The 22,891-nt window shown below is 38.0% G+C and carries 24 protein-coding genes; 18 read left to right on the top strand and 6 right to left on the bottom strand.

Features of this window, described 5'->3' with window-relative positions:
* Positions 1 to 229: 229 nt before the first annotated feature.
* From purU to ACLHDF_RS04460, 3 genes are all read left to right on the top strand, one after another.
* Positions 230 to 1,132 (top strand): formyltetrahydrofolate deformylase, encoded by a 903-nt coding sequence (gene purU / locus ACLHDF_RS04470; protein ID WP_413917798.1) that lies wholly within the window; start codon positions 230 to 232, stop codon positions 1,130 to 1,132.
* Positions 1,133 to 1,615: 483 nt separating this feature from the next.
* Positions 1,616 to 2,410 carry a thymidylate synthase gene (locus tag ACLHDF_RS04465; protein ID WP_413917797.1) on the top strand — a complete coding sequence of 265 codons (795 nt, stop codon included), beginning with the start codon at positions 1,616 to 1,618 and terminating at the stop codon, positions 2,408 to 2,410.
* Positions 2,407 to 2,892 (top strand): dihydrofolate reductase, encoded by a 486-nt coding sequence (locus tag ACLHDF_RS04460; RefSeq protein WP_413917796.1) that lies wholly within the window; start codon positions 2,407 to 2,409, stop codon positions 2,890 to 2,892. Before ACLHDF_RS04465 ends, ACLHDF_RS04460 begins: the two co-directional genes overlap by 4 nt.
* A gap of 53 nt (positions 2,893 to 2,945) precedes the next feature.
* On the opposite strand, the gene ACLHDF_RS04455 is transcribed toward ACLHDF_RS04460, so the two are convergent.
* Complete coding sequence (locus ACLHDF_RS04455; protein ID WP_413917795.1) at positions 2,946 to 3,164, bottom strand: hypothetical protein; 219 nt, start codon at positions 3,162 to 3,164, stop codon at positions 2,946 to 2,948.
* Positions 3,165 to 3,395: 231 nt separating this feature from the next.
* Between ACLHDF_RS04455 and ilvA the strand changes: the two genes are divergently transcribed.
* From ilvA to ACLHDF_RS04420, 7 genes are all read left to right on the top strand, one after another.
* Positions 3,396 to 4,667, top strand: a complete 1,272-nt coding sequence (ilvA, locus tag ACLHDF_RS04450; protein ID WP_013084697.1) for a threonine ammonia-lyase IlvA — start codon at positions 3,396 to 3,398, stop codon at positions 4,665 to 4,667.
* Positions 4,668 to 4,827: 160 nt separating this feature from the next.
* Entirely contained in the window at positions 4,828 to 5,079 is a 252-nt protein-coding gene (locus ACLHDF_RS04445) for a YpmP family protein (RefSeq protein ID WP_013058743.1), read from the top strand.
* Positions 5,080 to 5,248: 169 nt separating this feature from the next.
* Complete coding sequence (locus ACLHDF_RS04440) at positions 5,249 to 6,091, top strand: DegV family protein (protein ID WP_413917794.1); 843 nt, start codon at positions 5,249 to 5,251, stop codon at positions 6,089 to 6,091.
* 150 nt (positions 6,092 to 6,241) lie between these two features.
* A complete protein-coding gene (locus ACLHDF_RS04435) occupies positions 6,242 to 7,858 on the top strand; it encodes an ATP-binding protein (protein WP_413917793.1) in 1,617 nt (538 codons plus the stop codon).
* Between the two features lie 24 nt (positions 7,859 to 7,882).
* Positions 7,883 to 8,461, top strand: a complete 579-nt coding sequence (locus ACLHDF_RS04430; RefSeq protein WP_413917792.1) for an SCO family protein — start codon at positions 7,883 to 7,885, stop codon at positions 8,459 to 8,461.
* A gap of 240 nt (positions 8,462 to 8,701) precedes the next feature.
* Entirely contained in the window at positions 8,702 to 9,586 is an 885-nt protein-coding gene (locus tag ACLHDF_RS04425) for an SGNH/GDSL hydrolase family protein (RefSeq protein ID WP_413917791.1), read from the top strand.
* A 12-nt stretch (positions 9,587 to 9,598) separates the two neighbouring features.
* Positions 9,599 to 10,171: a YpmS family protein gene (locus ACLHDF_RS04420; RefSeq protein WP_413917790.1), complete on the top strand. Its 573-nt coding sequence runs from the start codon at positions 9,599 to 9,601 to the stop codon at positions 10,169 to 10,171.
* 31 nt (positions 10,172 to 10,202) lie between these two features.
* Here ACLHDF_RS04420 and ACLHDF_RS04415 read toward each other — a convergent pair whose 3' ends face one another.
* Entirely contained in the window at positions 10,203 to 10,958 is a 756-nt protein-coding gene (locus ACLHDF_RS04415; protein ID WP_413917789.1) for a DUF4397 domain-containing protein, read from the bottom strand.
* Positions 10,959 to 11,165: 207 nt separating this feature from the next.
* Between ACLHDF_RS04415 and ACLHDF_RS04410 the strand changes: the two genes are divergently transcribed.
* The 5 genes from ACLHDF_RS04410 to ACLHDF_RS04390 all read left to right on the top strand — a co-directional run bounded on the left by ACLHDF_RS04410 (position 11,166) and on the right by ACLHDF_RS04390 (position 15,255).
* Entirely contained in the window at positions 11,166 to 11,327 is a 162-nt protein-coding gene (locus ACLHDF_RS04410; protein ID WP_413917788.1) for a hypothetical protein, read from the top strand.
* A complete protein-coding gene (locus tag ACLHDF_RS04405) occupies positions 11,317 to 11,742 on the top strand; it encodes a hypothetical protein (RefSeq protein ID WP_413917787.1) in 426 nt (141 codons plus the stop codon). Before ACLHDF_RS04410 ends, ACLHDF_RS04405 begins: the two co-directional genes overlap by 11 nt.
* Before the next feature lie 86 nt (positions 11,743 to 11,828).
* Positions 11,829 to 12,014 carry a YjcZ family sporulation protein gene (locus tag ACLHDF_RS04400; protein WP_413917786.1) on the top strand — a complete coding sequence of 62 codons (186 nt, stop codon included), beginning with the start codon at positions 11,829 to 11,831 and terminating at the stop codon, positions 12,012 to 12,014.
* A 153-nt stretch (positions 12,015 to 12,167) separates the two neighbouring features.
* Positions 12,168 to 13,568 (top strand): ATP-binding protein, encoded by a 1,401-nt coding sequence (locus tag ACLHDF_RS04395; RefSeq protein WP_413917785.1) that lies wholly within the window; start codon positions 12,168 to 12,170, stop codon positions 13,566 to 13,568.
* A 217-nt stretch (positions 13,569 to 13,785) separates the two neighbouring features.
* Complete coding sequence (locus ACLHDF_RS04390; protein WP_413917784.1) at positions 13,786 to 15,255, top strand: NAD(P)/FAD-dependent oxidoreductase; 1,470 nt, start codon at positions 13,786 to 13,788, stop codon at positions 15,253 to 15,255.
* 28 nt (positions 15,256 to 15,283) lie between these two features.
* Here the strand turns inward: ACLHDF_RS04390 and ACLHDF_RS04385 are convergent, their stop codons facing one another.
* From ACLHDF_RS04385 to ACLHDF_RS04370, 4 genes are all read right to left on the bottom strand, one after another.
* Positions 15,284 to 17,191: an ABC transporter permease gene (locus ACLHDF_RS04385; RefSeq protein WP_413917783.1), complete on the bottom strand. Its 1,908-nt coding sequence runs from the start codon at positions 17,189 to 17,191 to the stop codon at positions 15,284 to 15,286.
* The gene (locus ACLHDF_RS04380) at positions 17,166 to 17,939 is read right to left on the bottom strand and encodes an ABC transporter ATP-binding protein (protein ID WP_413917782.1); all 774 of its coding nucleotides are present in this window, start codon (positions 17,937 to 17,939) and stop codon (positions 17,166 to 17,168) included. Before ACLHDF_RS04380 ends, ACLHDF_RS04385 begins: the two co-directional genes overlap by 26 nt.
* 129 nt (positions 17,940 to 18,068) lie before the next feature.
* Complete coding sequence (locus tag ACLHDF_RS04375; RefSeq protein ID WP_413917781.1) at positions 18,069 to 19,082, bottom strand: sensor histidine kinase; 1,014 nt, start codon at positions 19,080 to 19,082, stop codon at positions 18,069 to 18,071.
* Entirely contained in the window at positions 19,079 to 19,780 is a 702-nt protein-coding gene (locus ACLHDF_RS04370; RefSeq protein WP_413917780.1) for a response regulator transcription factor, read from the bottom strand. Before ACLHDF_RS04370 ends, ACLHDF_RS04375 begins: the two co-directional genes overlap by 4 nt.
* A 401-nt stretch (positions 19,781 to 20,181) precedes the next feature.
* On the opposite strand from ACLHDF_RS04370, the gene ACLHDF_RS04365 reads away from it, so the two are divergent.
* The 3 genes from ACLHDF_RS04365 to ACLHDF_RS04355 are packed head-to-tail and all read left to right on the top strand — an operon-like array spanning position 20,182 to position 22,880.
* The gene (locus ACLHDF_RS04365; protein WP_413917779.1) at positions 20,182 to 21,531 is read left to right on the top strand and encodes an aspartate aminotransferase family protein; all 1,350 of its coding nucleotides are present in this window, start codon (positions 20,182 to 20,184) and stop codon (positions 21,529 to 21,531) included.
* On the top strand, positions 21,532 to 22,233 hold the full coding sequence (locus ACLHDF_RS04360) for a CoA transferase subunit A (RefSeq protein WP_413917778.1): 702 nt from the start codon (positions 21,532 to 21,534) through the stop codon (positions 22,231 to 22,233).
* Positions 22,218 to 22,880, top strand: coding sequence for a 3-oxoacid CoA-transferase subunit B (locus tag ACLHDF_RS04355; RefSeq protein ID WP_413917777.1), 663 nt, complete (start codon positions 22,218 to 22,220; stop codon positions 22,878 to 22,880). Before ACLHDF_RS04360 ends, ACLHDF_RS04355 begins: the two co-directional genes overlap by 16 nt.
* The last annotated feature ends 11 nt before the right edge of the window (positions 22,881 to 22,891 follow it).

The following is a 22,891-nucleotide window of genomic DNA, read 5'->3' as shown; positions in this document are numbered from 1 at the left end:
AGCATTAAGAGTAGTGGATGAGCTGCAGCACTTTAGGAAACACTCATTTTAGGTGTGTAGAATGCAAAGGTAATTGAATGAACGATTTGATTGGAATGAATATTGGAACAACAAGTAAAGCCGAAGCCAACGTTTCGGTTTTCTTTTGTCAAAGCTTTATTTCAATGTCGCATCGCTACAAGGATAATGGTACAATTGTCTGTATATTTAAAAAAAGAGAGGGAATTACATGAAATCGCATATTCAAAAACATTTAACTTCATATAAAGAGAAATATAAAAATCGCGGTCGGCTGCTAATTAGCTGTCCGGACCAGCCGGGTATTGTATCGGCCGTATCTACGTTTTTACATGAACACGGTGCAAATATTGTAGAATCAAGTCAACATTCAACGAACCATCAAGGGGGGATGTTTTTTATCCGTTTCGAATTTGAATGTGAAGATTTATTAGCTAAAGAAGTAAAACTAGAAGAAAGCTTCAAAAAGATTGCCGATACATTTTCAATGAACTGGCAGTTTACATATGCTCACAATTTGAAAAAAACAGCTATTTTTGTCTCCAAAGAGCCTCATTGTCTGCTAGAGCTGCTGTGGGCATGGGAAAGCGGAGACTTAATGACAGATATTGCTGTCGTTGTGAGCAATCACGAAGATGCACGCGAAGTGGTTGAATCATTCGGTATTCCGTTTAAGCATATACCAGCGACAAAAGACATTCGTCAAGAAGCTGAAGCGAAACAGCTGCAAGTGTTAAAAGATTATAATATTGACGTAATTATCTTGGCGCGTTATATGCAAATTTTAACGCCGACGTTTGTGGCTGAAAACCCATATCGCATCATTAATATTCACCATTCATTTTTACCGGCATTCATTGGAGCACGTCCATATGAACGTGCATATCAACGAGGTGTAAAATTAATTGGTGCAACTTCTCACTATGTAACGGACGACTTGGATGAAGGACCAATTATTGAGCAAGATATTGAACGCGTGAACCACCGGGATGATGCGGATGACCTCAAGAAAAAAGGTCGTTTAATTGAACGTACGGTGCTTGCACGTGCTGTAAAATGGCACTTAGAAGACCGCATTTTAGTTCATGAAAACCGCACAATTGTATTTAATTAACAAAAATGAGGCTGAGACAAACGTAGTTAGTTGAAGGAAGATCCGAACGATGAATTGAGATTCTTGATAAAGAATCAACCTCGTTCGGATTTTTTCATGGTGATGGTGAACGTAGATTTCATGTATGTAGTTGCTTCTACCTGTGGATTGGAGGGCAAGGCGAAGACTCCTGTGGGAAAAGCGGAATCGGTGAGACCCCGCAGGAGCGTACGCGACGAGGAGGCTCATCGGCTGCCCGCGGAAAGCGAAGTCTTGCACGGAAATCAACAGCGTTGTAACAAGCGATCCGTACTAGCTCACTTATCCCATTTGTTCGTCTTTAAATTAAATTGATTTCGTTATGTCTCATCCTCGTTTTTTGGGGGTAAATCGCGTATCTAGATGATAAAGAACTTTTCTACGTACGCTGAGATTTAGTTGTTTACTTAGCTCGTGAACACTTATACAATAGAAAAGGACTTTTTAATAAAGGAAGTGTCGGAAGTGAAACAATATCTTGAACTTTGCGAGCATGTGTTAGCAAATGGAACGAAAAAAGAAGATCGGACAGGAACGGGTACAATTAGCACATTTGGCTATCAAATGCGTTTTAATTTACAAGAAGGTTTCCCGGTATTAACGACAAAAAAACTTCATTTGAAATCAATTATTCATGAACTGCTTTGGTTTTTACAAGGAGATACAAACGTTAAGTATTTACAAGATAACGGCGTGCGCATTTGGAATGAATGGGCGGATGAAAACGGCGAGCTTGGCCCTGTATATGGTCATCAGTGGCGTTCATGGCCAACGCCGGACGGAGAAAAAATTGATCAAATTACAAATGTTGTCAATCAAATTAAAAACAATCCTGATTCTCGCCGTCTAATGGTAAGCGCCTGGAATGTATCAGATGTAGACAATATGGCTTTGCCGCCGTGTCACTGCTTATTTCAATTTTATGTAGCGGACGGCAAATTGTCTTGTCAATTGTATCAGCGTTCGGCAGATATTTTCCTAGGGGTGCCGTTTAATATTGCTTCATATGCGCTGCTTACAATGATGGTGGCACAAGTGTGTGATTTAGAACCAGGTGATTTTGTTCATACGTTTGGCGATGCGCATATTTATAGCAACCACATTGAACAAGTAAACTTGCAGTTAACGCGCGAGCCTCATGCATTACCAAAAATGAAAATAAATCCAGATGTAAAGTCTATCTTTGACTTTAAATTTGAAGACTTTGAATTAGTGGACTATACTGCGCATCCTCACATCAAAGGAGCTGTGAGCGTATGATTTCCCTCATTGTTGCAATGGATCAAAACGGGCTGATCGGAAAAGATAACGATTTGCCATGGCGCCTTCCAGAAGATTTGAAGTATTTCAAGCGAATCACAACGGGCCATACGGTCGTGATGGGGAGAAAAACATTTGAATCAATTGGACGTCCGCTTCCTAATCGTGAAAATGTGGTTCTTACGCATCAAAAGGATTATAAAAAAGAAGGAGCAACCGTTATTCATTCAGTCGGAGAATTAGAAGCATTAGATGCCGAAAAAGAAGACGAGCTGTTTGTGATTGGTGGAGCTACTCTGTATGAGCAAACATTAGATGTTGCAAACCGACTTTATATTACTCATATTGAAGAATCGTTTGAAGGAGATACCCATTTTCCTGCGGTTAACCAGAGCGAATGGAAAGTTGTTTCAAAAACAGAAGGAATTCAAGATGAAAAAAATCCATATACGTATTATTTTACCGTATACGAGCGAAGCTGATTTCTTTTATCTATAAAAACGCACCCTGCCCCATAATAAAAAGGCAGGGTGTTTTATATTGATTTTAATTGCTTCATCATTTCGTAGAAAGCGGCTGTGCTCACAAACTGTTCAGCGCTCCAGTTTGCTTCAATCCATTGAATCAGCTCGCTTGGTGTATTAAAAACTTCTCCGCTTGTATCTGCTTTGCGAAGCATATATCTGCCGTTTTCTTCGTCTGTCGTTACTTCGCAAGGAACGGCACTTTCATGACTTTGAAGTGAAAACTCCATTTATTCCACAACCTTTCTTAATTTATACCTGTTATCGCATCAGCTGCATGTAGAAAGTATGGGCAATTTTATAAGTCTATTTAGCGTTTGCTAAACATATGTAAAGTATGTGGACAGTAAAATAGTCAGAAAAGTTTTTTTAGTTAATATTAATGAAAAATAATGATTTTTCTAAATTTTATGTGATATAATGTACAAATTAATAATGGTAGAAGAGGAAGGAAGTTGGTTATGAAACAACAAGTAGATAATCGAACAAAACACGTACATTTAGAGGACATCATGATTGCAAATCAATTGATTAAAGATGTTGTTGTGCATACACCACTACAGCGTAATGACGTTTTGTCTGAACGATATGAATGTAATATCTATTTAAAGCGTGAGGATTTACAGGTGGTGCGCTCATTTAAAATTCGCGGTGCGTACAATCGAATCAAAAAATTATCCCCGGAAGAATTAGAAAATGGAATTGCCTGTGCAAGTGCAGGAAACCACGCACAAGGTGTGGCATATGCGTGCCGCCATTTAAATATCGACGGCAAAATCTTTATGCCTAGCACAACGCCACGCCAAAAAATTAATCAAGTGAAATTTTTAGGTAAAGATAACGTGAAAGTTGTACTAATTGGAGATACGTTTGATGATTCTTATGAACAAGCTATTGCATGCAGTGAAGAGGAGCACCGAACGTTTATTCATCCATTTAATGATGTGGACGTTATTGCAGGACAGGGCACAGTAGCCGTTGAAATGTTCAATGACTGTGAAGATGAAATTGACTACGTATTTGCGGGTATCGGCGGGGGCGGATTAATTTCCGGTGTCGGCACATACGTAAAAAGCATCTCGCCTCAAACAGCTGTAATTGGGGTAGAACCAGCAGGCGCGCCTGGCATGCAGACATCTTTAGCAAACGGAAATGTGGTAACTCTACCGGCAATCGATCCGTTTGTAGACGGAGCGGCTGTTAAAACAGTCGGAACACTTCCGTATGACATCAGTAAAGAGCTTGTAGACGATATTGTAGTTGTTCCTGAAGGAAAGGTTTGCACAACCATTTTATCTCTATACAATGAAAATGCGATTGTAGCAGAACCAGCAGGAGCTCTTTCAATTGCTGCTCTTGACTCATACCGTGAGCAAATTAAAGGAAAAACGGTCGTTTGCGTCATCAGCGGAGGAAATAATGACATTGGACGTATGCAGGAAATCAAAGAACGTTCGATGATTTATGAAGGATTGCAGCATTATTTTATCGTTAATTTCCCTCAGCGCGCGGGGGCTCTTCGTGAATTTCTAGATGAAGTGCTTGGGCCGACAGACGATATTTCTCGCTTCGAGTATACGAAAAAGAATAACAAAGACAGCGGACCAGCGCTTGTGGGAATCGAGCTTAAGCATAAAGAAGATTATTATCCACTGATTAACCGTATGGATAAAAAAGGATTCCCTTACACAGAAATTAATAAAGAAAGCAACTTGTTTCACTTATTTATTTAAATAGAAGAACATTTTAAAAAGGAATGCTTCATCAACTGTCGAATAAGTTGATGAAGCATTTTTATTTTAAAAATATTTAAGTTTTCTTTTTATTTTATCAAGACAGAAAGTGCCTTAAGCATTATAATAAAATAAACGGGTAAAAAGAGGGTTGATCGCCTTGCTATTAAAAAGCCTTGAATTCAAACATGTCAGTGGTCAAAAAGTAAAAATTACTGAAATTCCAGTTTTAGAGGAAAATAGCACGTTTCGGTTCATGCTATCTGCAAAACTTGACTTATTTATTAGACAAATTACGAACGAATCAGTTCCGAAGCAAACCTACTCGTTTCAAGAATATTTAAAACGCGTGTTAAAATGGAAAGATTACGAACAGCTCTTTAAGTCTCATGTATTAAAGCATAATGCATAAACATAAAAGTTGACTTTTCTGAATTTTTTGGCAGAGTCAACTTTTTTTGTTGATATAAAAAGTTGAGCGTGCGTTTTACGAATTAGCAAAACTTGCATTCTACTATAACTATATTGTTGTAAGCGTTCATGTTATACTAGTCTGCGATGCATCTTATAGGGGTGAACAAATGTCAAAAATTAAAGTGGTAACGGATTCAACAATTGATCTAACGTTAGAAGAAGCTGAAAAGTACGGTATTGAGATGATACCTTTATGTATTAACATTGATAATAAAACGTATTTAGATCGCGTGGAATTAACGCCGACAGATTTTATTGAAAAAATGAAAAATTCAGAAAAATTGCCAAAAAGCTCTCAGCCGGCTATTGGTTCTTTTGTTGAAGTATATGAACGATTAGTGAGTGAAGGGTATGACATCATTTCCATTCATATGACTGGAGGAATGAGCGGAACTGTTCGAGCAGCGGAAAGCGCGGCTCAAATGGTAGAAGGGAATATCACCGTTGTCGATTCTATGTACATTACAAAAGCTCTTTCGTTTCAAGTCTTTGAAGCGGTGAAAATGATTGAAGATGGGCATACGGTGGAGGAAATTGTGGCGCGTTTGGAAGAGGTGCGTCAAAATACTAATCTTTTTGTCGTAGTCGATACGCTTGAAAATTTGGTTAAAGGTGGCCGTATTGGACGAGGAAAAGGATTGATTGGTTCTCTTTTAAACATTAAGCCAATTGCTTCTCTAGCCGACGGGGTATATACTCCTGTTGCTAAAGTGCGCAGTCATTCTCAAATCGTTAAGTTTTTAACGAAACAGTTCGAAGAGCAAACAGAAGGAAAAAATATTAAAGGAGTGGGCCTTGTACATGCAGATGGATTCGGACTCGCTTCTAAGTTAAAAGAATCAATCGTGAAGGCAAGAGGCTATACGCAATTTTCGATTGAAGATACAACGCCTATTATTTCTACGCACACAGGTATTGGTGCAATTGGTTTTATGTATTTTGCTGAATAAAGTGGGTTGCTTTTTGCAAGTCACTTTTTTGGCTTTCTCTTTTTTGGAAAAAGGAGAAAGAGAAGTGAACGAACGTGTGATATAATAGAATCAGCTTTCTACCAGCAAATGCTGTGCTGGCTACTATTCTATTGAATCCGGAGTATACCGATGAAAAAATATATTCGAAATTTGAGTGTGTTTAACAAAACGGTTTTATTTTCTACTTTAATTGTAGTTGCCCTTGGAGTCATCTCTTTAGCTATTAGCTATCAAGTTCAAAAAAAAATGGCAAAAGAGACGTTAACACAGCATGCGTTAATTATGGCCGACTTGTGGAGGGAGTCTTTATCTAAACAAGACGTAATAGCAGCAGTGGATTCAAGGAGCAGGACGATTCCTGAAAAAGACGAGCTAGAAAAGCAGTTCAGAAAGATTTATGAATTGCATCCATCGTACTTGCAGGGATACATTATGACGACAGAAAAGTTCAAGTCGCATGGAAATAAGATTATCGTAACAGCGAATAAGAAAATTAAGCAATCGCTAGAGCCGTCCATGATTTATTATGGTGGAGAAGAATTTTACGAATCATTTAAGCAAGCAGAAAAGGAAAAGAAAAATATCGTAACATCTACATACAAAGACGAATTCGGGACATGGATAACCGTTTTATCGCCTATTACAAATAGCTCTGGAAAAGTCGTCGCTATTCTTGGTGTAGACATAGATGCAAGCGCTATCTACATCTATCAAAAACGTTTAATTGTAGCATTGGTCGCTGCGTTTACGATTCTATTTACCTTCATTATTGTTATTCAAGACTGGGGGCTAAGACGATTAATGTCGCCGCTTGAGGAATTAATAGAAGGGATTCAATCGGTAAGTCTAGGAAATTTTGATGTGAAGCTGAGACACGAAGATGATTCTGAGTTAGGGAACGTACACACAAGATTTAATGAAATGACAGAGCGGCTGCAGCAGCTTTTTCACCAAGTGTCAGTAACAAAAGAACAGCTGAATGTAGAAACAGATCTCAGTCATACAAAAGACGGAATTACCAAAGCCATTGACGAATTGGAAGTCATTATGGAAAAAACGCGAATGCAAAAAGAACTGCAGCGAGCAGAGAAAATGAATGCAATTGGTCAATTAGCTGCTTCTGTAGCGCATGAAATTCGAAATCCTATGACGGTTGTAAAAGGTTTTTTACAGCTGTTTCAAGATAATACAAAGCTTTCAAACACTGAATTAAGTTACATTCATCTTATGATTAATGAAATGGACCGAGCCGAAGCGATTATTCATGACTATCTATCTTTAGCCAAGCCGGATGTTCATCAGCACCATTTTATTAACTGCTTGGAATGTATCACTAGCTTAGTAGATTTATTATCTTCTTACGCTTTATTAACAAACAATATACTCATAGAACTAGATGCAAAAGAAGAGGTGTATGTTCGCGGGAACCGAAACGAATTGAACCAAGTTCTGCTTAATATTATGAAAAATGGAATTGAAGCGATGAGAGCTGGAGGGACGCTTCGAGTGGGCCTTTATAAGCAAGAAGGGCACGTACATATTCAAATTGAAGATACGGGTATAGGCATGACCAATGAACAAGTAAACCGGCTGGGAACGGCTTTTTATTCTTTAAAAGAAAAAGGAACTGGAATTGGTCTAATGGTGTCTTATCAACTGATTGAACAAATGAATGGAAGAATTGAAGTGAAAAGTATACCAGGGAAAGGTTCGACTTTTACTTTGATTTTCCCTAGCTATGACTAAACTTTAAACGTGCAGGAGGAACATATGAAAAGCTGGCCTTATAAATTGGTTTTTTTACTGCTCATTAGTTGCATGATGTTAACAGCCTGTGGTTCCAAAATAGAAAATCCGCTTAATTGGAAGATGGACTCTTTTTCTTACGTTAACCAAGATCAAAAGAAAGTAGGGTTAAGTCAGCTGAAAGGAAACGTTTGGGTAGCTAACTTTATCTTTACAAGCTGTGAAACCGTATGTCCCCCAATGACGGCTCATATGGCTAAACTACAAAAAATGGCCAAGGATGAAGGATTGAACGTTCGCTTTGTTTCATTTAGTGTAGATCCTGAAGTGGACACTTCTAAGAAAATGAAGGACTATGCGAATAAATTTGGCGCTGATTTTTCCAATTGGGATTTCTTAACTGGCTACAAACAATCGGAAATTGAAAAGTTTGCGCTGGATCAATTTAAGATGATTGTGAAAAAGCCGCAAGAAGATCCGCAGGTTATTCACGGTACGTATTTTTTTCTGATTGATAAAAATGGAGTCGTTCAAAAGTCTTATAACGGAGTGACTGACCCTCCTTATGAAGACATGATAAAAGATATCAAAATCCTTCAGTAAGGAACAGCTATAAAAGCTTCAAATCTATCCGCAAAACACATCTATTTTTATCGTGATGTGTTAGCGGATATTTTTATGAAAGAAACATGCTTATCCTTTTTTTTACATATACTATATATAAGAAACGTAGTAAAATACCAACTTGACATAGTATGATAAGATATAAAGATATAGTTATTCAGAGCGGTAAGCAGTGTTGCTTGTGACAGCGAGAATACAGCATAGTTAGTAGGTGTTATAATGATAAAATGGAAAAGTATAGTGATAAGCAGTATAAGTGCTGTGGTGTTAGCGAGCTGTTCGACGACTACTTTTTTGCCAACGGAGAATAAAGAAGAAGCTGTTCAAAAAGAAGTCGATTTAACACCTAAAAAGCACATTCCAAAAGGCTTTTTTCCTGTAGACTTAGATATTGTAGCCATTGGCGACTCATTGACAGAAGGAGTAGGAGATGAGTCTAAAAAAGGCGGTTATGTACCGTATTTAACTAAATATCTTTCCAAGCAAAATGAAGTGCAAAATGTACGAACAGAGAATCTAGGCAAGAGAGGAAATCGGACGGATCAGTTATTAGCTAGGTTAAATCAGCCGGGAGTAGCAGCCGAAGTATCAAGAGCAGATATCATTTTCTTGACGATTGGTGGCAATGACGTAATGAAAGTGGTAAGAGATTACTTTTACAACATTTCTATTAAGACGTTTGAATCACAGCAGTCAAAATATGAAAAGCGCCTTAATGACGTGTTTTCACGTATACGTAAGCTTAATCCTGATGCTCATATTTATTTAATTGGTTTTTATAATCCATTCTTTAAATCGTTAAGCGATGTAAAAGAAATTAATGTAGTTATTAATGAATGGAATGCGGCAAGCGAGAAAATTGCTTCTCAATATGATAATGTAAGCTATGTGAAAATTGATGATATTTTTTATGATTCTGACGTAAATTTATTAGGGAAAGACGAGTTTCACCCTAATAAAAAAGGGTACAAACTAATGGCTGAGCGCATTAGTAAATCAATGGAGGAAGAAGATCCTCTAGTTGGAGATCAGAAAAAGGAAACAGCAGAAGAAGTTACATCTGATGAAAAAGAGAAAAACACGAAAGAGAGTGGGAAACAGTAAGGAGATTGTTATATGAAGAAGTGGAAAACCCTATTTATCGCGTTATTAGGGATTAATGTTCTAGGGGCTATCCTTATTATTGCGTTTATTTTTCAACCGGTTGACAGCGCCAAGCCAACTCCCTCTAACAAAGTAGAAGGGGACGCAGAACTAACTATTTTGGCTAAAAAAGCGGATTTAAATGTACTTATTGATAAATATTTAAAAAAAGAATTTAAGAATCAGCCGCTTAACTACAAAATTACCCTTACCGATGTAGTAAGAGTAGACGGTACGATTCAAGTATTCGGCGATGATATTAATATTCGAATGACATTTGATCCAATTGTACAAAAAAATGGAGATATTGTACTTGAACAGCAGTCACTTTCCATTGGAAAGCTGCAGCTTCCTGTCCGCACAGTACTTCGATACGTAAATAATAATTTTGCGTTACCAGAATGGGTAACGATTGATCCGAAAAATGAATCAGTATACGTAGCGCTACAGCAGATGAAGTTAGAGAGTGACTTTGCCGTAAAAGTACAAAAATTCGATTTGAAAAATGATGATATTCGCGTACGTTTAATTTCGCGCAGTGAATAAAAAAACCTTCCAATTTGGAAGGTTTTTTTTGTTAACGATCTTGAGAAATCAAGGCTTCTAATGCAGGACGATTCTTAGCAAATCCGACGGCATATACGGTATATGTTCGATTTGGACGAAGGTTCAGTGCCGGGATTTCAAGTACTACATTTTTGGTTCCAGCTACGCGGACATTAAGTTGAACGTGCATGGGGGACAAAGGCAAATATTTTGTAACTTCTTTAAACTGCACTCCAGAAAAAATGACGTCTCCTCCTCTAGCCGCGATATCCACAGCAGGGGCATCAGGAGAAAGGTGCACAAACCGAAGCTTTGTTTCTCCACTTGGTACATCGGTATTGTCATAAACGAATAATAAGTCAAGCTTGTTAAGCTCATCTACTGCCGCCACCGTGTAATTTTGATTTCCTTCAAATGTAAATGACTCTGTTAAAAGAGGTCTGCTCGTTTCTCCAGCAGGATATATAGAGATTGTATACCTTCCAGGTTCTTTTAATTCAATATAATCCGTTTCTTGTTTATAAGTTAAATTTCGAATAACTCGTCTGTTGTTAATATAAATATCTACAGACGGAGAATCTGGAGAAGCATGAAGCACACGAATTTGCGGCGGATTTACGCGCAAATTCGTATTTTCAGAAGAAGTTAAGATCGCTTGCTGGATATAGTACAAATGTTTTTGATAATAATGAATATGCTTAGACGGATCACTATACTTGTAGTAGTTAGCTAGAAAATCGTATTTCATTGCTTTTTTAATATATTGATTAAAGGAATAATTAGCCATATGTTCAGCTCCCTTATTGTCGGAGTATAAAAACATTGCCATACGTAACCAAACATATGCTAAAACTCATAATTTATGCCGATCACTCATGAGACCTCCTAGAAGAAACGATGAGCCAAATGCCTGTTATGTGCATATACTGAATCAAATTATTGACTGAAGGCTTATTGTGCTACTGAAATTAGTATAGGAAAAAGGAGTGAGAGCATGCGTGATTTTTATGCCCGGATGCTACGGTTAATTATGTTAAGTTTTTTACTGCTACTACTTTTAATTCAATTTACGGAGCGCTCTACTTCATTTATTCACATCACCCCCATATTGGATAAAGTAACCGAGCGAATTGAGCTGATTACTTATGATCAATAAATGTATGTTTTCTGCGTTTCGGTATGTGCTTGTTCTCTATGTTATCTGCTTTACATTTTTATTTGTCAGTACAGTTCCAAGCTTATTTGGCTTTACCGTAGCTGTTCAAGAAGCGGATTATCATCAGCTGCATCGTGGAGATGTAGTTGTCTTCACAGATGAAACATCTTCTTCAAAGAATGAACTTGTAATGGCCCATAACCAAGAACTTGATGTACTGGTTACAGCTCATAGAGAGTCTTTGCCTGCTTCTTTTAATGTGATTGGAAGCTATGCATACCATCTCCCGTATATAGGGGTCATTATTGAGTTTATGAAAGATTTTACTACGTCACTGGTGATGGGAAGTATTTTACTTTTGCTGTTTTCGTATACCCTGCAGCCTAAAAGGAGAATATGGCGTAAGAAAAAGTGAAAAATGGGCGAATGCACATGCAGGACAATCGACTAAAGCATAAAGTACAGTGTGCGAAATGAATAAAAACAAGAGGAGAGATTGCTATGTATAACTACGATTGTTACGATCCATGCCATCACGGAGGTTATCACGGAGGTTATCACCACTTATATGATACTTGTCACTACCCAATTGGCGGTTATCATCATTACGGAACGGGTCAGTCATTTACACTGATTGTTGTTCTGTTTATTTTATTAATCATTATTGGCTGCAGCTGTTTTTGCTGATTAGGTCTCATTTGCTCGCATATGCGAGCTTTTTATAACAGATGGAAAAGGACGAACCTACATATAAATTATTTAAATAATAAAAAAATTTTGCCAAATCAACATTTACCATATTATACTATAGCTAGTAACTCAATAAGCGAAGGTGAATATATGGAAAAGGAAAAAGTATTTCAACAGCTATTTTCAATGTCATTTACACCAATGCTCGTAATGAATATGGATGGAGATATTCAAATTTTAAATGAAGCATGCTGCCACCTTTTTAAAACGACGCAGGAACGACTTCTTTCCTGTAACGTATTTGAAGAGCCAAATCGCTTTTTTATTGAAAAGCATGAAGTGGAACCGTTAAGAAAGCAAGAGGAAGAAGTTGTTTTACTTAAGAAAAAAGTAGATCAGCAGTTTCCGATGCACATCCATATTCAGCGTACGGAAGGGGATATTCCGCTCTTAGTTGTTCAGTGGAAAGAGTTTTCCTCAAGTATTGAAAAGCAAGAGGAAGTCATTCGGAAAATGAAGCAATATAAGCAGTTTGTCCAGCAAAGCCAAGATGCATTTATCGTAACAAGAGAAGGCAGAATTCAATATTTGAATCCAGCTGGTGTTAAACTTCTTGGCGGTGAGAAAAAAGAAGAGTATATCGGGCGTCCTTGGCTTCATTTTATTCATCCTGAGCATTTAGAAATCGTAAAAGAACGAATGGTTCAGCTGATGAATGGAATGTCTGTGAGGCCGCGCGTGGACGTGAAACTATTGACTAAAAAAGGAGTCGTCATTATTGAATCTTCAGCAACCAAGATTAAGTTTGAAGGACAGGATGCCATTCAGTATATCATTCGGGACGTAACGGATCGAAAAAAATATGATGAAATGGCAAGCAAATCTGAAAAGCTTACAATGGTGAGCAAGTTAGCGGCAGGAGTAGCGCATGAAATTCGTAATCCAATGACGGCGATTAAAGGATTTATTCAGCTGTTAAAAGCATCCAAACAGTACAACGAAGAATACAACGATATTATGCTCGAAGAACTGAATCGCGTTGAATCTATTATTCAAGAATTTTTAACGCTGGCCAAGCCCAAAATTGAAAATTCATATCACCCTAAAAGTCTCAATCAAATCATACGTCACGTGACGTTACTATTAGATACACATGCCAATTATAAAAATTGTCGTATTATTAATGAGATTAGTGATGAGATTACAATTTTTTGTGAAGAAAATGCGCTTAAGCAAGTTTTTATTAATTTAATTCAAAATGCGCTTGAGTCAATGACCAAAGGTACAGTTAAAGTCACTGTTGAGAAAAGAAATGAATACGGCATGGTCATTATTGAGGATGAAGGCTGTGGAATTGATGAGCAATCTTTAGCTCGGCTAGGTGAACCGTTTTATTCGACCAAACAAACCGGAACGGGGCTAGGGTTAATGATTAGTTACCGAATAATTGAACAGCATCAAGGGCACATTTCGTTTGCAAGTGAAGTAGGAGTAGGAACAAAAGTAGAAATTGCTCTTCCGTACATTAAAGAACCAGTGAACATTCCATAGCGCTTGCTATTTGTTCACTGGTTTTTATTTGTTCGGGATAAAAACGAATATTTTTATATTATTTTATTTTAATGTTCGTATTTATTGTTGACTAAAGAGTTTGTTTTTGATATATTATCAAATGGCTAGAAAATAACCGAATGATAATAAAAAAAGAAAATTCGGTCAATAACTTTTATCTTTTACCCAAAGAAAAAAGATGATGGGAGAATGTACAATGAAATCAAATTATGATGTTATTGTGGTAGGGGCAGGGCCCGCTGGAATTTTTACTTGTTACGAGTTAACGTTAAAATTACCAGAAGCAACTATTTTATTAATCGATAAAGGACACGATATCTATCGACGTAATTGTCCGATTCTTCAGAAAAAAATTGAAAAATGCCCGCCTGCGGTTGGCAAAAAAGATTTTGCTGGCTGTTTGCCTGCCTGTTCTATCACAAATGGTTTCGGTGGAGCCGGCGCATATTCAGACGGAAAATTTAATATCACCAGCGAATTTGGAGGCTGGATGACGGATTATCTTCCTGAATCACAGGTGGTAGATTTAATTAAATATGTAGATGAAATTAATTTAAAACACGGAGCAACCGATACGATTACGGATCCGTTAACAAATAAAGTTCGTGAAATTGAAAAACGTGGATACGCAGCAGGATTAAAGCTGCTGCGTGCACAGGTTCGTCATTTAGGGACGGAGCAGAACTTAGAAATTTTAAAAAGCATTTATGAATACTTAAAAGAAAAAATTGATATGCAGTATAAAACGGAAGTAGCTGACTTAGTAACAGAAAAAGAAGACGGTCAGCATATTGTGCGCGGAATTGAATTAAAAAATGGTGAAAGAATTACAGCTGATAAAGTCGTGGTTTCACCAGGTCGAGACGGCTCGAAGTGGATGAGCGACTTACTAAAAAAACGCCGCTTAAAAATGATTAACAATCAAGTGGACATCGGTGTTCGAGTAGAAACATCTAACGTTGTTATGGAAGAAATCAACAAGCACTTGTACGAAGGAAAATTCATTTACAATACGTCTGTAGGTACAAGAGTCAGAACGTTCTGCAGCAATCCTTCAGGACATGTGGTAGTAGAAAATCATTCAGGTATTATGTTAGCAAATGGGCACGCATACAAAGATCCAAAGCTTGGAAGTCAAAACACGAACTTTGCACTCCTTGTTTCTCATAAATTTTCGGATCCATTTGATCAGCCTAACGAATACGCGCACGAAGTATCAAGATTAGCTAATATGCTGTCAAACGGCGGCTTGGTTGTTCAAAAGTACGGAGATATTTTAAAGGGGCGTCGTTCAACAGCTACTCGAATTAAAGAAGGCTTCTTAGAACCAACGTTAAAAGAAGCTGTGCCTGGTGATTTGGGCTTAGTGCTTCCTTACAATACGATGAAAAGCTTAATTGAAATGACAGAAGCACTGGATCATGTAACACCTGGTTTAGCATCTGAACATACGCTGTTTTACGGTGTGGAAGCGAAATTTTACTCAGCTCGTCCGAAGCTAAACGATAAGTTTGAAACTGAAATTTCCGGTTTATATGTGGGAGGAGACGGAGCTGGTATTACCCGAGGGCTGGCACAGGCAAGCGCGTGCGGTGTGTGGGTAGCGCGTGATATCGTTGAAAAATTAAAGAAGCGCAAAGCAAGTTCTGAACCTGTTACTGTATAAAAAAAGAGGCCGTCACGGCCTCTTTTATTTACATCACGGCTTTTTTTATATGTGTTAAATAACGAGAGCGAATAAGTAAAAAGTAAAGAACTTGTACCGCTCCAAAACCTAGAAGAACAACAGCCGTTTCTTTTAGAATTGAAAATTCAAACATACTTTGAAGCGCAATAAAAGCAAAAACGCTGTGTACAAATGCAATGGCTAAAGGAATAAAAAACAGTAAAAGAAGCTGGGGTGTAATAATTTTATTCAGCTCTTTTTCCGTTAAGCCTACTTTAGCAATTGTGCTGTATTGACGCTTGTCATAGTCAAGGTCTGTGTACAGGCGGAAGTATAAAAAGCTTCCGGCTGCGATAAAGAAAACACATCCGACTAAAAGGGCAACAAACAGCATGGTTTTGTACGTATCGGCCATCATAGTATAGTCATAGCCGTTGGATGTGTATGAAAATTCTGGTGTGCTTGAGTAAGAACCCGTATAGATGCCGTTTTTACTTCCGTAAATTTCTTTACCAATTTTTTTAGTAGCCATCCACTCTTCCGTGTAGTAGCTATAATAATGGACAGGATGCAGCGGGTTTTTAATTTGGTTAAATAGGGAGTCGGATAAAATATAGACGTTATATCCAATAATTCCTGCACTGATTAGATTGTTTTTAATTTTTTTAACAGGTTTAATAGAAAAGTTGCTCTCTGCTAAATCAACTGAGGCAGGAAGCTTCTGCGGAGCTGGATTATACATCACAGTTTCGACTTTATAAGCTTGATTTCCTTTCAAGAATAAAGTAGGTTCATGTACTGTTTTAGCCAATTTGTTGTAATCTGACAGTTTCATAAGTTCAACAGACTGCTTTGTTTTCTTATCCGTTTGAGCAACAACTGTGGTTTGGATCTTAGTAAAAGGCAAATGCTCTTTTTGAAAATCTTGTTCAATAGCTTGCAAATGCTTCGCTTCCTGTGGATTTTTTTCAGCAGACTGATAAACAACAGGAAATTGAGCCTTTTCTTCGTATACTTTCTTAAATCCTCCAAAAGCAGATAGAGCACCAATTGCACAAAAAGCCACAGCCGAAACAATTGTCACAAGAAAAAACATGCGAGCATTATCTTTCATTCGATAAGCAAGATCTGAAATCGTGACGAGCCTTGTTTGTTTCCAATAAAAGTATTTATTTCGCTTCACAAGTTTGAGTAAAAAGACGCTAAGCTGTGTGTAAAAGAAATACGTACCCACAATCGTCATAAGGATTACAGGGAAAAAGCGAATTCCTATGGTTTGTAGAGTTGTGGTCGCAGCTAAATAATATCCGCCTCCGAGCAGTACAGCTGCGATTAAAGATAGAATAACAGACACTTTTGGCTCTTTCTTAGGCTTATTCGCTGATTGAAATAGGTCCAAAAGTTTATTTGTTCGAACAAAGAAGCTAGTAAAAAACGAAATAACTAAAAACAATGTTGTAAAAGCGACAACGGTTAAAAGAAGTGCTTTCCATGAAATATAAAAGCGAAGCTCGTCCATCGAAATAATATTAGAGCCAATCAATAAATAAAGCTTGGCTAGAAGCATACCCACGCCGATACCGGTGATGGTCGCAGCGAACCCAATAATCATGTTTTCTAAAAAAATCATCGTATTAAGCTGACTTTTAGACATTCCGTGCATGATGAAAATCCCAAATTCCCGTTTGCGTGATTTCAAAAAGGCACTTACAGAATAAAGGACAAAGAAAAAAGAAAAGACATAAATAATATATTCAGCGGCTGTCATGCCTTTTTTAGCAATTTCTCTTGTTACACCTTCTTCAATATCGGGATGAAAAATAAAAACGGCATATAAAAAGAAGATGGTTACTGAAAAAGCACTGCTTAAAAAGTAAGCGGCATACGTGCGTTTGTTTCGAAAGACGTTATTAAAAGCGAGCTGCCGAAAGTTCATGAGCGTCTCCTCCTAATACTGATAACACATCTATAATCTGCTGATAAAAGGCCTGACGGTTTTGCCCGCGGTAAATTTCATTGTAAAGTTCACCATCTTTAATAAAAATAACGCGATCACAATAGCTAGCTGCTAAGGCATCATGAGTTACCATCATCATTGTTGCATTTTCTTCTTTATTTAAGTGCTGAAGTGTTTCCATCACATCTTTTGATGCTTTGGAATCTAAGTTTCCGGTAGGCTCATCGGCTAGAATTAGCTGAGGGTGATGTATAATAGCTCTCGCAATGGCTGTACGCTGCATCTGTCCTCCCGAAACTTCGTACGTTCTTTTCTTTAAAATACCTTCAATCCCTAGCTTACGAGTAACGGACACGACGCGTTCAGCCATTTCTTTTACATTTACTTTATCGAGCGTAAGAGGCAGAATAATATTTTCTTCTACTGTCAGCGTATCAAGTAAATTGAAATATTGAAATACAAAGCCAAGCTCTCGGCGGCGAAACAGCGCGATATCTTTCTTTTTTAACTTATGAGGATTTCGCCCGTTAATCGTTATCTCACCGGCCGTTGGAGTATCAATAGTTGATACCATATTTAAAAGCGTCGTTTTTCCGCTACCTGAAGGACCCATAATCCCGACAAATTCACCTTTTTCGATTGAAAAATGAATGCCATCAAGCGCTTTGTATGATACTTTTCCTTCGTATATTTTGGTTAAATTTCGAACTTCTAATATAGTAGACATAAAAAACTCCTTTCAACTTTTTATAAATGTAATGTTGAGTACGTATTTATTTTACCTAGTTTTTGTAAGGTGTTTCCAATGGTTTATCTTACAGAAACCTTACAACATTGTAAGGAAATGAAAAAAGACCTACAAAGGTCTCTTTATCAACGGAGAATCTGCCAGGTTTTGCTGAAAGACTAGACGTACGGATGTACCCACGTCTTGTTTGGAATCCAATTCGACATGATGATTTAATTGCTTACAAATTTCTTTTACTAAATACAGGCCCATTCCGGTAGATTCTTGGTATTTTCGTCCGTTTTCACCAGTGAAATAGGCATTAAACACACGTTTTTGGTCTTGAGGAGGAATGCCGATGCCAAAGTCTTTTATTTCGAGCACGAGCTGTTTTCCACGTTTGTAAGAGGAAATAGCTATTGTTTGACTGATGTTTGCAGAGTAGCGTACGGCATTCGTTAACAGTTGAGTCAGGACAAAAGCAAGCCATTTTTCATCAGAAGCGACCACTGCCTGATCATCTATTTCTATAGAGGGATAGACACGATTTCGAATAAACAACCGCTTATGAGAAGAACAGACGTCTTTAACAAATTGTGCGAGCGAAATGCTTTCTGCTTGGAAGTCATGAGAGAAGACTGACAATCTTGACGTATATAAAATGGTTTCAAGCCCTTTTTGGATACGATCTACTTCATCTTGAATACTAGTGAATATAGGATCGTCTTGATCTTGAATAGTTAAGTAAATTACGGATAGCGGAGTCTTCATATGATGCACCCATTGATTAATAAAGGTAATTTGTTTATTTAACTGATGTTCAGATGCGTAAAGTTTATTATGAAATTGTTCAAACTGACTTGATAAAGACTCTCTAAGTGCTTTCGTTAAAGGACTTCTTTGAGAAGAGCTCATCAATCCCTCTGGTTGAAGAGAAGGTGCAGATAAGCGCATATAAAAATCACGATGAGAAACGTAGCGGTATACTAAATAACCTATGTAAAGAGCGGTGCTTAATAAGCAAGCATACAAAAGAGTAAAAAGGTGAGTAAAGCCGTCTAACCAGCAAATCAGACATGTTAAAAAGAGCTGAACGAAATAAAAAATAGTAAAAGGGACATGTTCTGTTAAAAATAATTTCACTTTTTTAACCCCCGTGCTGGGTGGAAGATGTATCCTGTTCCTCTTATTGTCTCAACCGCTTTTTCTATCCCTATATCTTTCAACTTTTTTCGTACACGAGTCATATATACATTTAATGTATTCTCATCTACAAACGGCTGGTCATCCCAAATCTTTTCAAGCAGCTTGTCTCTGCTTACAACTCTCTCTGCTCTTTCGATAAGTGCTTCAATAATTTTACTTTCTGTATGACTAAGCTCTATGATTTTACAATTAAATTCGAGTGTGAGTCTTTCTGGAAATAATGTTAATTCTTCGATACGAATGATTCTTTCTTGTTTATTCGCTGCATAGGAACCATAGGCACGACGCAGGTGGCTGTTGATTTTAGCTATAGCAATATCATAATCAAACGGTTTTGTAATATAATCATCAGCTCCATTTTCCAAAGCCATTACCTGATCCATTTTCCCGTCTCGAGCAGAAATAAATAGAATAGGACAAGTCGATAATGCCCGTATTTGTCTGCACCAATAAAATCCATCAAATTTTGGTAAGTTTACATCAAGAAGTACAAGATGGGGATTAATCTCTTGAAATTCATTTAGAATGGTGTCGAAATTTTTGACAGACTGGGCCTCTAATCCGTATTTGTGCAAATGTTCTTCTAACAAACTGGCAATTTTAGGGTCGTCTTCTACAATTAATACTTTAAACATATGTAGGTCTCCTTGGTAAAATTAGATAACTTTATTGTAACAAAAATGATAAAAATTAACAGCTGGAAAGAAGTGCGTTAGTGTTTTGCTATATGAACAATCTTTTTTGAAGGCCAAAGAAATGTTAAATGAAAAAATTCACTGATATGTTGCCTTTGAATATTATTCAAGCGATGATTTCATACATCTATATTTGTATATCTGTAAATATTAGGGGAGACGCTGCATGTGCTGTTATCATGGCTGAGTCAGAAGCAAAGCGTATCGATAAATCTGTAACGCAATCAGCTTAGTAAGTGTAAAAGCTCTAGCTATATGCTAGGGCTTTTTTTATTGGCAAGAAACTCTTCTTTTCAGCATACAGTTTAATAAGAGTGTGTGTTTGAAAGGAGAGTGCGGAAATGAATAAAACCCATGTGATAAAGCCGCTGCTCGACGACGATTATCCAGTTATTTCATATGGAAAAGGGATTTATTTGTACGACCAAAATGGAAAAAGGTACATAGATGCTTCGTCAGGGGCAGTCACAGCAAGTATCGGACACGGCGTCAAAGAAATTATTGATGCGATGACGGATCAGGCACAGAAAGTTGCGTTCGTATACCGGTCGCAATTTACAAGTGATACGACAGAAGCCTTAGCTAAAAAATTATGTGAATTAAGCGGCAATCATTTTGAGTGGAGCTTTTTTGTTAACAGTGGGACAGAAGCGACTGAAACGGCAATGAAAACGGCAATCCAGCATTTTCAAGAGCAAGGAAAGCCTACTAAAACAAAGGTTTTGTCACGCTGGATGAGCTATCACGGTATTACAATAGGAGCTCTTTCTATGTCCGGGCACATTGGAAGACGAAAACGCTTCGCCTCTTTGCTTGAAGATTACCCTTCCGTCTCACCTCCTTATTGCTATCGATGTCCATTTCATCAAACCTATCCATCCTGTAATCTTGCCTGTGCTCGCGAATTAGAAGCAGTTATCAAACGAACTGGACCTGAACATATTGCTGCTTTTATTACAGAGCCCATTGTAGGAGCAGCCGGGGCAGCCCTTACGCCTCCTGCGGGCTATTATGAAGTGATAAGAGGAATTTGTGATAAATATGATGTGTTATGGATAGCCGATGAAGTCATGACGGGCGTTGGACGTACAGGCGTGATGTTTGCGTATGAGCACTGGGGAGCTAAGCCGGACATCATGACTCTTGGAAAAGGAGTGGGAGCAGGATATACACCGATAGCCGTTACCTTGGCGAGCAGCAAAACGATTGAACCTATCATGAACGGATCCAAATTAATTATGAGCGGACATACGCTAAGCGCTAACCCGCTGTCATCCGCTGTGGGGCTAGCAGTTTTAACCTATATTGAAAAGCATAATCTTGTTCAAAAAGTAGCGCTGAAAGGAGCTTATTTAGTAGAAAAATTGAAGGAGCTTCAACTTCTCTATCCTATCATTGGCGATATACGAGGCAAAGGCTTACTAATTGGTCTTGAGCTTGTGCGAAATCCAAAAACGAAGGAGCCTTTTTCATCCTCTGAAAATATGACGGCGCGCGTAATAAGTAAAGCCCAAAAAAATGGTCTGCTCCTTTATCCTTCACAAGCAGGAACAGACGGAGTCGAAGGAGACGGTGTTATTATTGCACCACCATTTACGATTACTCATCATCAACTTGATGAAGCGGTCGATCTGCTTTCGAAAACATTACATGAAGTGCAAAATGAAAAACAGAGAAATGAGGTGAAATAAGTGACAAAGGTCGAAAACTCATTTCAAAAGATTACAACTGTGGAACAAGCGATTGAATATGTCGATCATGCTGCTACGCTAATGATAGGAGGGTTTGGAGGAGTAGGCAGTCCGCCTTCTCTCATTGAGAGTCTTATTGAAAGCAAAAAATCAAATTTCACGTTGATTTGTAATGATGCAGGCTTTCCTCATATTGGTGCGGGAAAATTGGTTAGTCAAGGAAGGATTCAAAAGCTGATCGCTTCTCACATTGGATCGAACCCAGTAGCTGGAACGCTGATGACGGAAGAAAAGCTGAAAGTTGAGTTTTCCCCTCAAGGAACGCTTGCCGAGCGTATTCGAGCGGGAGGAGTTGGACTTGGAGGAGTACTGGTTGATGTAGGAATAGAAAATGACATTATTCAATTTGGAAAAGAAAAAGTAGAAGTAGACGGCAAGACATTTTTAGTTGAAAAACCGCTCACAGCCGACATCGCTTTTGTATATGCAAAAAAAGCTGATCCATTTGGAAACTTGCTTTATGATAAAAGCGCTCGAAATACTAATCCATTAATGGCAATGGCAGGTCGTATAACCATCGCTGAAGTGGATGAAATTGTTCCTCTTGGCGACATTGACCCAGAGAACGTGATGACGTCAGGAGTATTTGTAGATTATATTGTTCCTTCAAAAGGAGTGAATTGGAAATGGGTTTGGGAATAGATATTCGTCATCGTATCGCAAAACGTGCTGCGGCTGAAATTAAAAACGGCATGATTGTTAACTTAGGGATCGGCATTCCTTCTCTTATTCCTAATTACGTACCAAGCGCTGTTCATGTGATGTTTCATGCTGAAAACGGAATTTTAGGATTAGGATCTTCGCCTCCTTTAGGTGAAGAAGATGAGAATGTCTGCAATGCAGCAGGCTATCCAACAACTACCGTTCAAGGGGCTTCATACTGTGATAGTGCTACGGCCTTTGCGATGATTCGAAAAGGATATGTCGATATGACCATTCTTGGTGCGTTAGAAGTGAGTGAAAAAGGGGATTTAGCTAATTGGATTGTGCCAGGTAAGCGAGTTCCGGGGATGGGAGGAGCGATGGAATTAGCTCAAAAAGCGAAAAAAGTCATTGTGCTGATGAATCATACGAGCAAGACAGGAAAACCAAAGCTAGTTAAGACGTGTTCTTTGCCTCTTACTGCTTCGGGCTGCGTGGGATTAGTTATTACGGATCGGGCGGTTTTTAAAGTAGAAAAAGACGCGCTTCTTTTAACAGAGCTAATGTCTCCTTATACCGTGGAGGATATTTTGGGTTCAACAGAAGCAACAGTTCGCCTGAGTGATCAATTGATTACGATATCATAAGGAGGGCCATT

The organism is Priestia megaterium (assembly GCF_046599315.1).
In the GTDB taxonomy this organism is placed as follows: Bacteria; Bacillota; Bacilli; order Bacillales; family Bacillaceae_H; genus Priestia; species Priestia megaterium_F.
Note: the sequence above shows the minus strand (reverse complement) of the source record. Positions and strands in the feature narration are given on the sequence as shown.

What these genes read in the sequence shown, in the direction of transcription:
- ACLHDF_RS04435 (WP_413917793.1), top strand. Translation starts at nt 6,242, where the DNA reads ATGAAAAAATATATTCGAAATTTGAGTGTGTTTAACAAAACGGTTTTA.
- ilvA (WP_013084697.1), top strand. Translation starts at nt 3,396, where the DNA reads ATGAAACAACAAGTAGATAATCGAACAAAACACGTACATTTAGAGGAC.
- ACLHDF_RS04460 (WP_413917796.1), top strand. Translation starts at nt 2,407, where the DNA reads ATGATTTCCCTCATTGTTGCAATGGATCAAAACGGGCTGATCGGAAAA.
- ACLHDF_RS04395 (WP_413917785.1), top strand. Translation starts at nt 12,168, where the DNA reads ATGGAAAAGGAAAAAGTATTTCAACAGCTATTTTCAATGTCATTTACA.
- ACLHDF_RS04430 (WP_413917792.1), top strand. Translation starts at nt 7,883, where the DNA reads ATGAAAAGCTGGCCTTATAAATTGGTTTTTTTACTGCTCATTAGTTGC.
- ACLHDF_RS04440 (WP_413917794.1), top strand. Translation starts at nt 5,249, where the DNA reads ATGTCAAAAATTAAAGTGGTAACGGATTCAACAATTGATCTAACGTTA.
- ACLHDF_RS04365 (WP_413917779.1), top strand. Translation starts at nt 20,182, where the DNA reads ATGAATAAAACCCATGTGATAAAGCCGCTGCTCGACGACGATTATCCA.
- ACLHDF_RS04415 (WP_413917789.1), bottom strand. Translation starts at nt 10,958, where the DNA reads ATGGCTAATTATTCCTTTAATCAATATATTAAAAAAGCAATGAAATAC.
- ACLHDF_RS04380 (WP_413917782.1), bottom strand. Translation starts at nt 17,939, where the DNA reads ATGTCTACTATATTAGAAGTTCGAAATTTAACCAAAATATACGAAGGA.
- ACLHDF_RS04370 (WP_413917780.1), bottom strand. Translation starts at nt 19,780, where the DNA reads ATGTTTAAAGTATTAATTGTAGAAGACGACCCTAAAATTGCCAGTTTG.
- ACLHDF_RS04425 (WP_413917791.1), top strand. Translation starts at nt 8,702, where the DNA reads ATGATAAAATGGAAAAGTATAGTGATAAGCAGTATAAGTGCTGTGGTG.
- ACLHDF_RS04400 (WP_413917786.1), top strand. Translation starts at nt 11,829, where the DNA reads ATGTATAACTACGATTGTTACGATCCATGCCATCACGGAGGTTATCAC.
- ACLHDF_RS04410 (WP_413917788.1), top strand. Translation starts at nt 11,166, where the DNA reads ATGCGTGATTTTTATGCCCGGATGCTACGGTTAATTATGTTAAGTTTT.
- ACLHDF_RS04420 (WP_413917790.1), top strand. Translation starts at nt 9,599, where the DNA reads ATGAAGAAGTGGAAAACCCTATTTATCGCGTTATTAGGGATTAATGTT.
- ACLHDF_RS04355 (WP_413917777.1), top strand. Translation starts at nt 22,218, where the DNA reads ATGGGTTTGGGAATAGATATTCGTCATCGTATCGCAAAACGTGCTGCG.
- ACLHDF_RS04385 (WP_413917783.1), bottom strand. Translation starts at nt 17,191, where the DNA reads ATGAACTTTCGGCAGCTCGCTTTTAATAACGTCTTTCGAAACAAACGC.
- ACLHDF_RS04455 (WP_413917795.1), bottom strand. Translation starts at nt 3,164, where the DNA reads ATGGAGTTTTCACTTCAAAGTCATGAAAGTGCCGTTCCTTGCGAAGTA.
- purU (WP_413917798.1), top strand. Translation starts at nt 230, where the DNA reads ATGAAATCGCATATTCAAAAACATTTAACTTCATATAAAGAGAAATAT.
- ACLHDF_RS04405 (WP_413917787.1), top strand. Translation starts at nt 11,317, where the DNA reads ATGATCAATAAATGTATGTTTTCTGCGTTTCGGTATGTGCTTGTTCTC.
- ACLHDF_RS04390 (WP_413917784.1), top strand. Translation starts at nt 13,786, where the DNA reads ATGAAATCAAATTATGATGTTATTGTGGTAGGGGCAGGGCCCGCTGGA.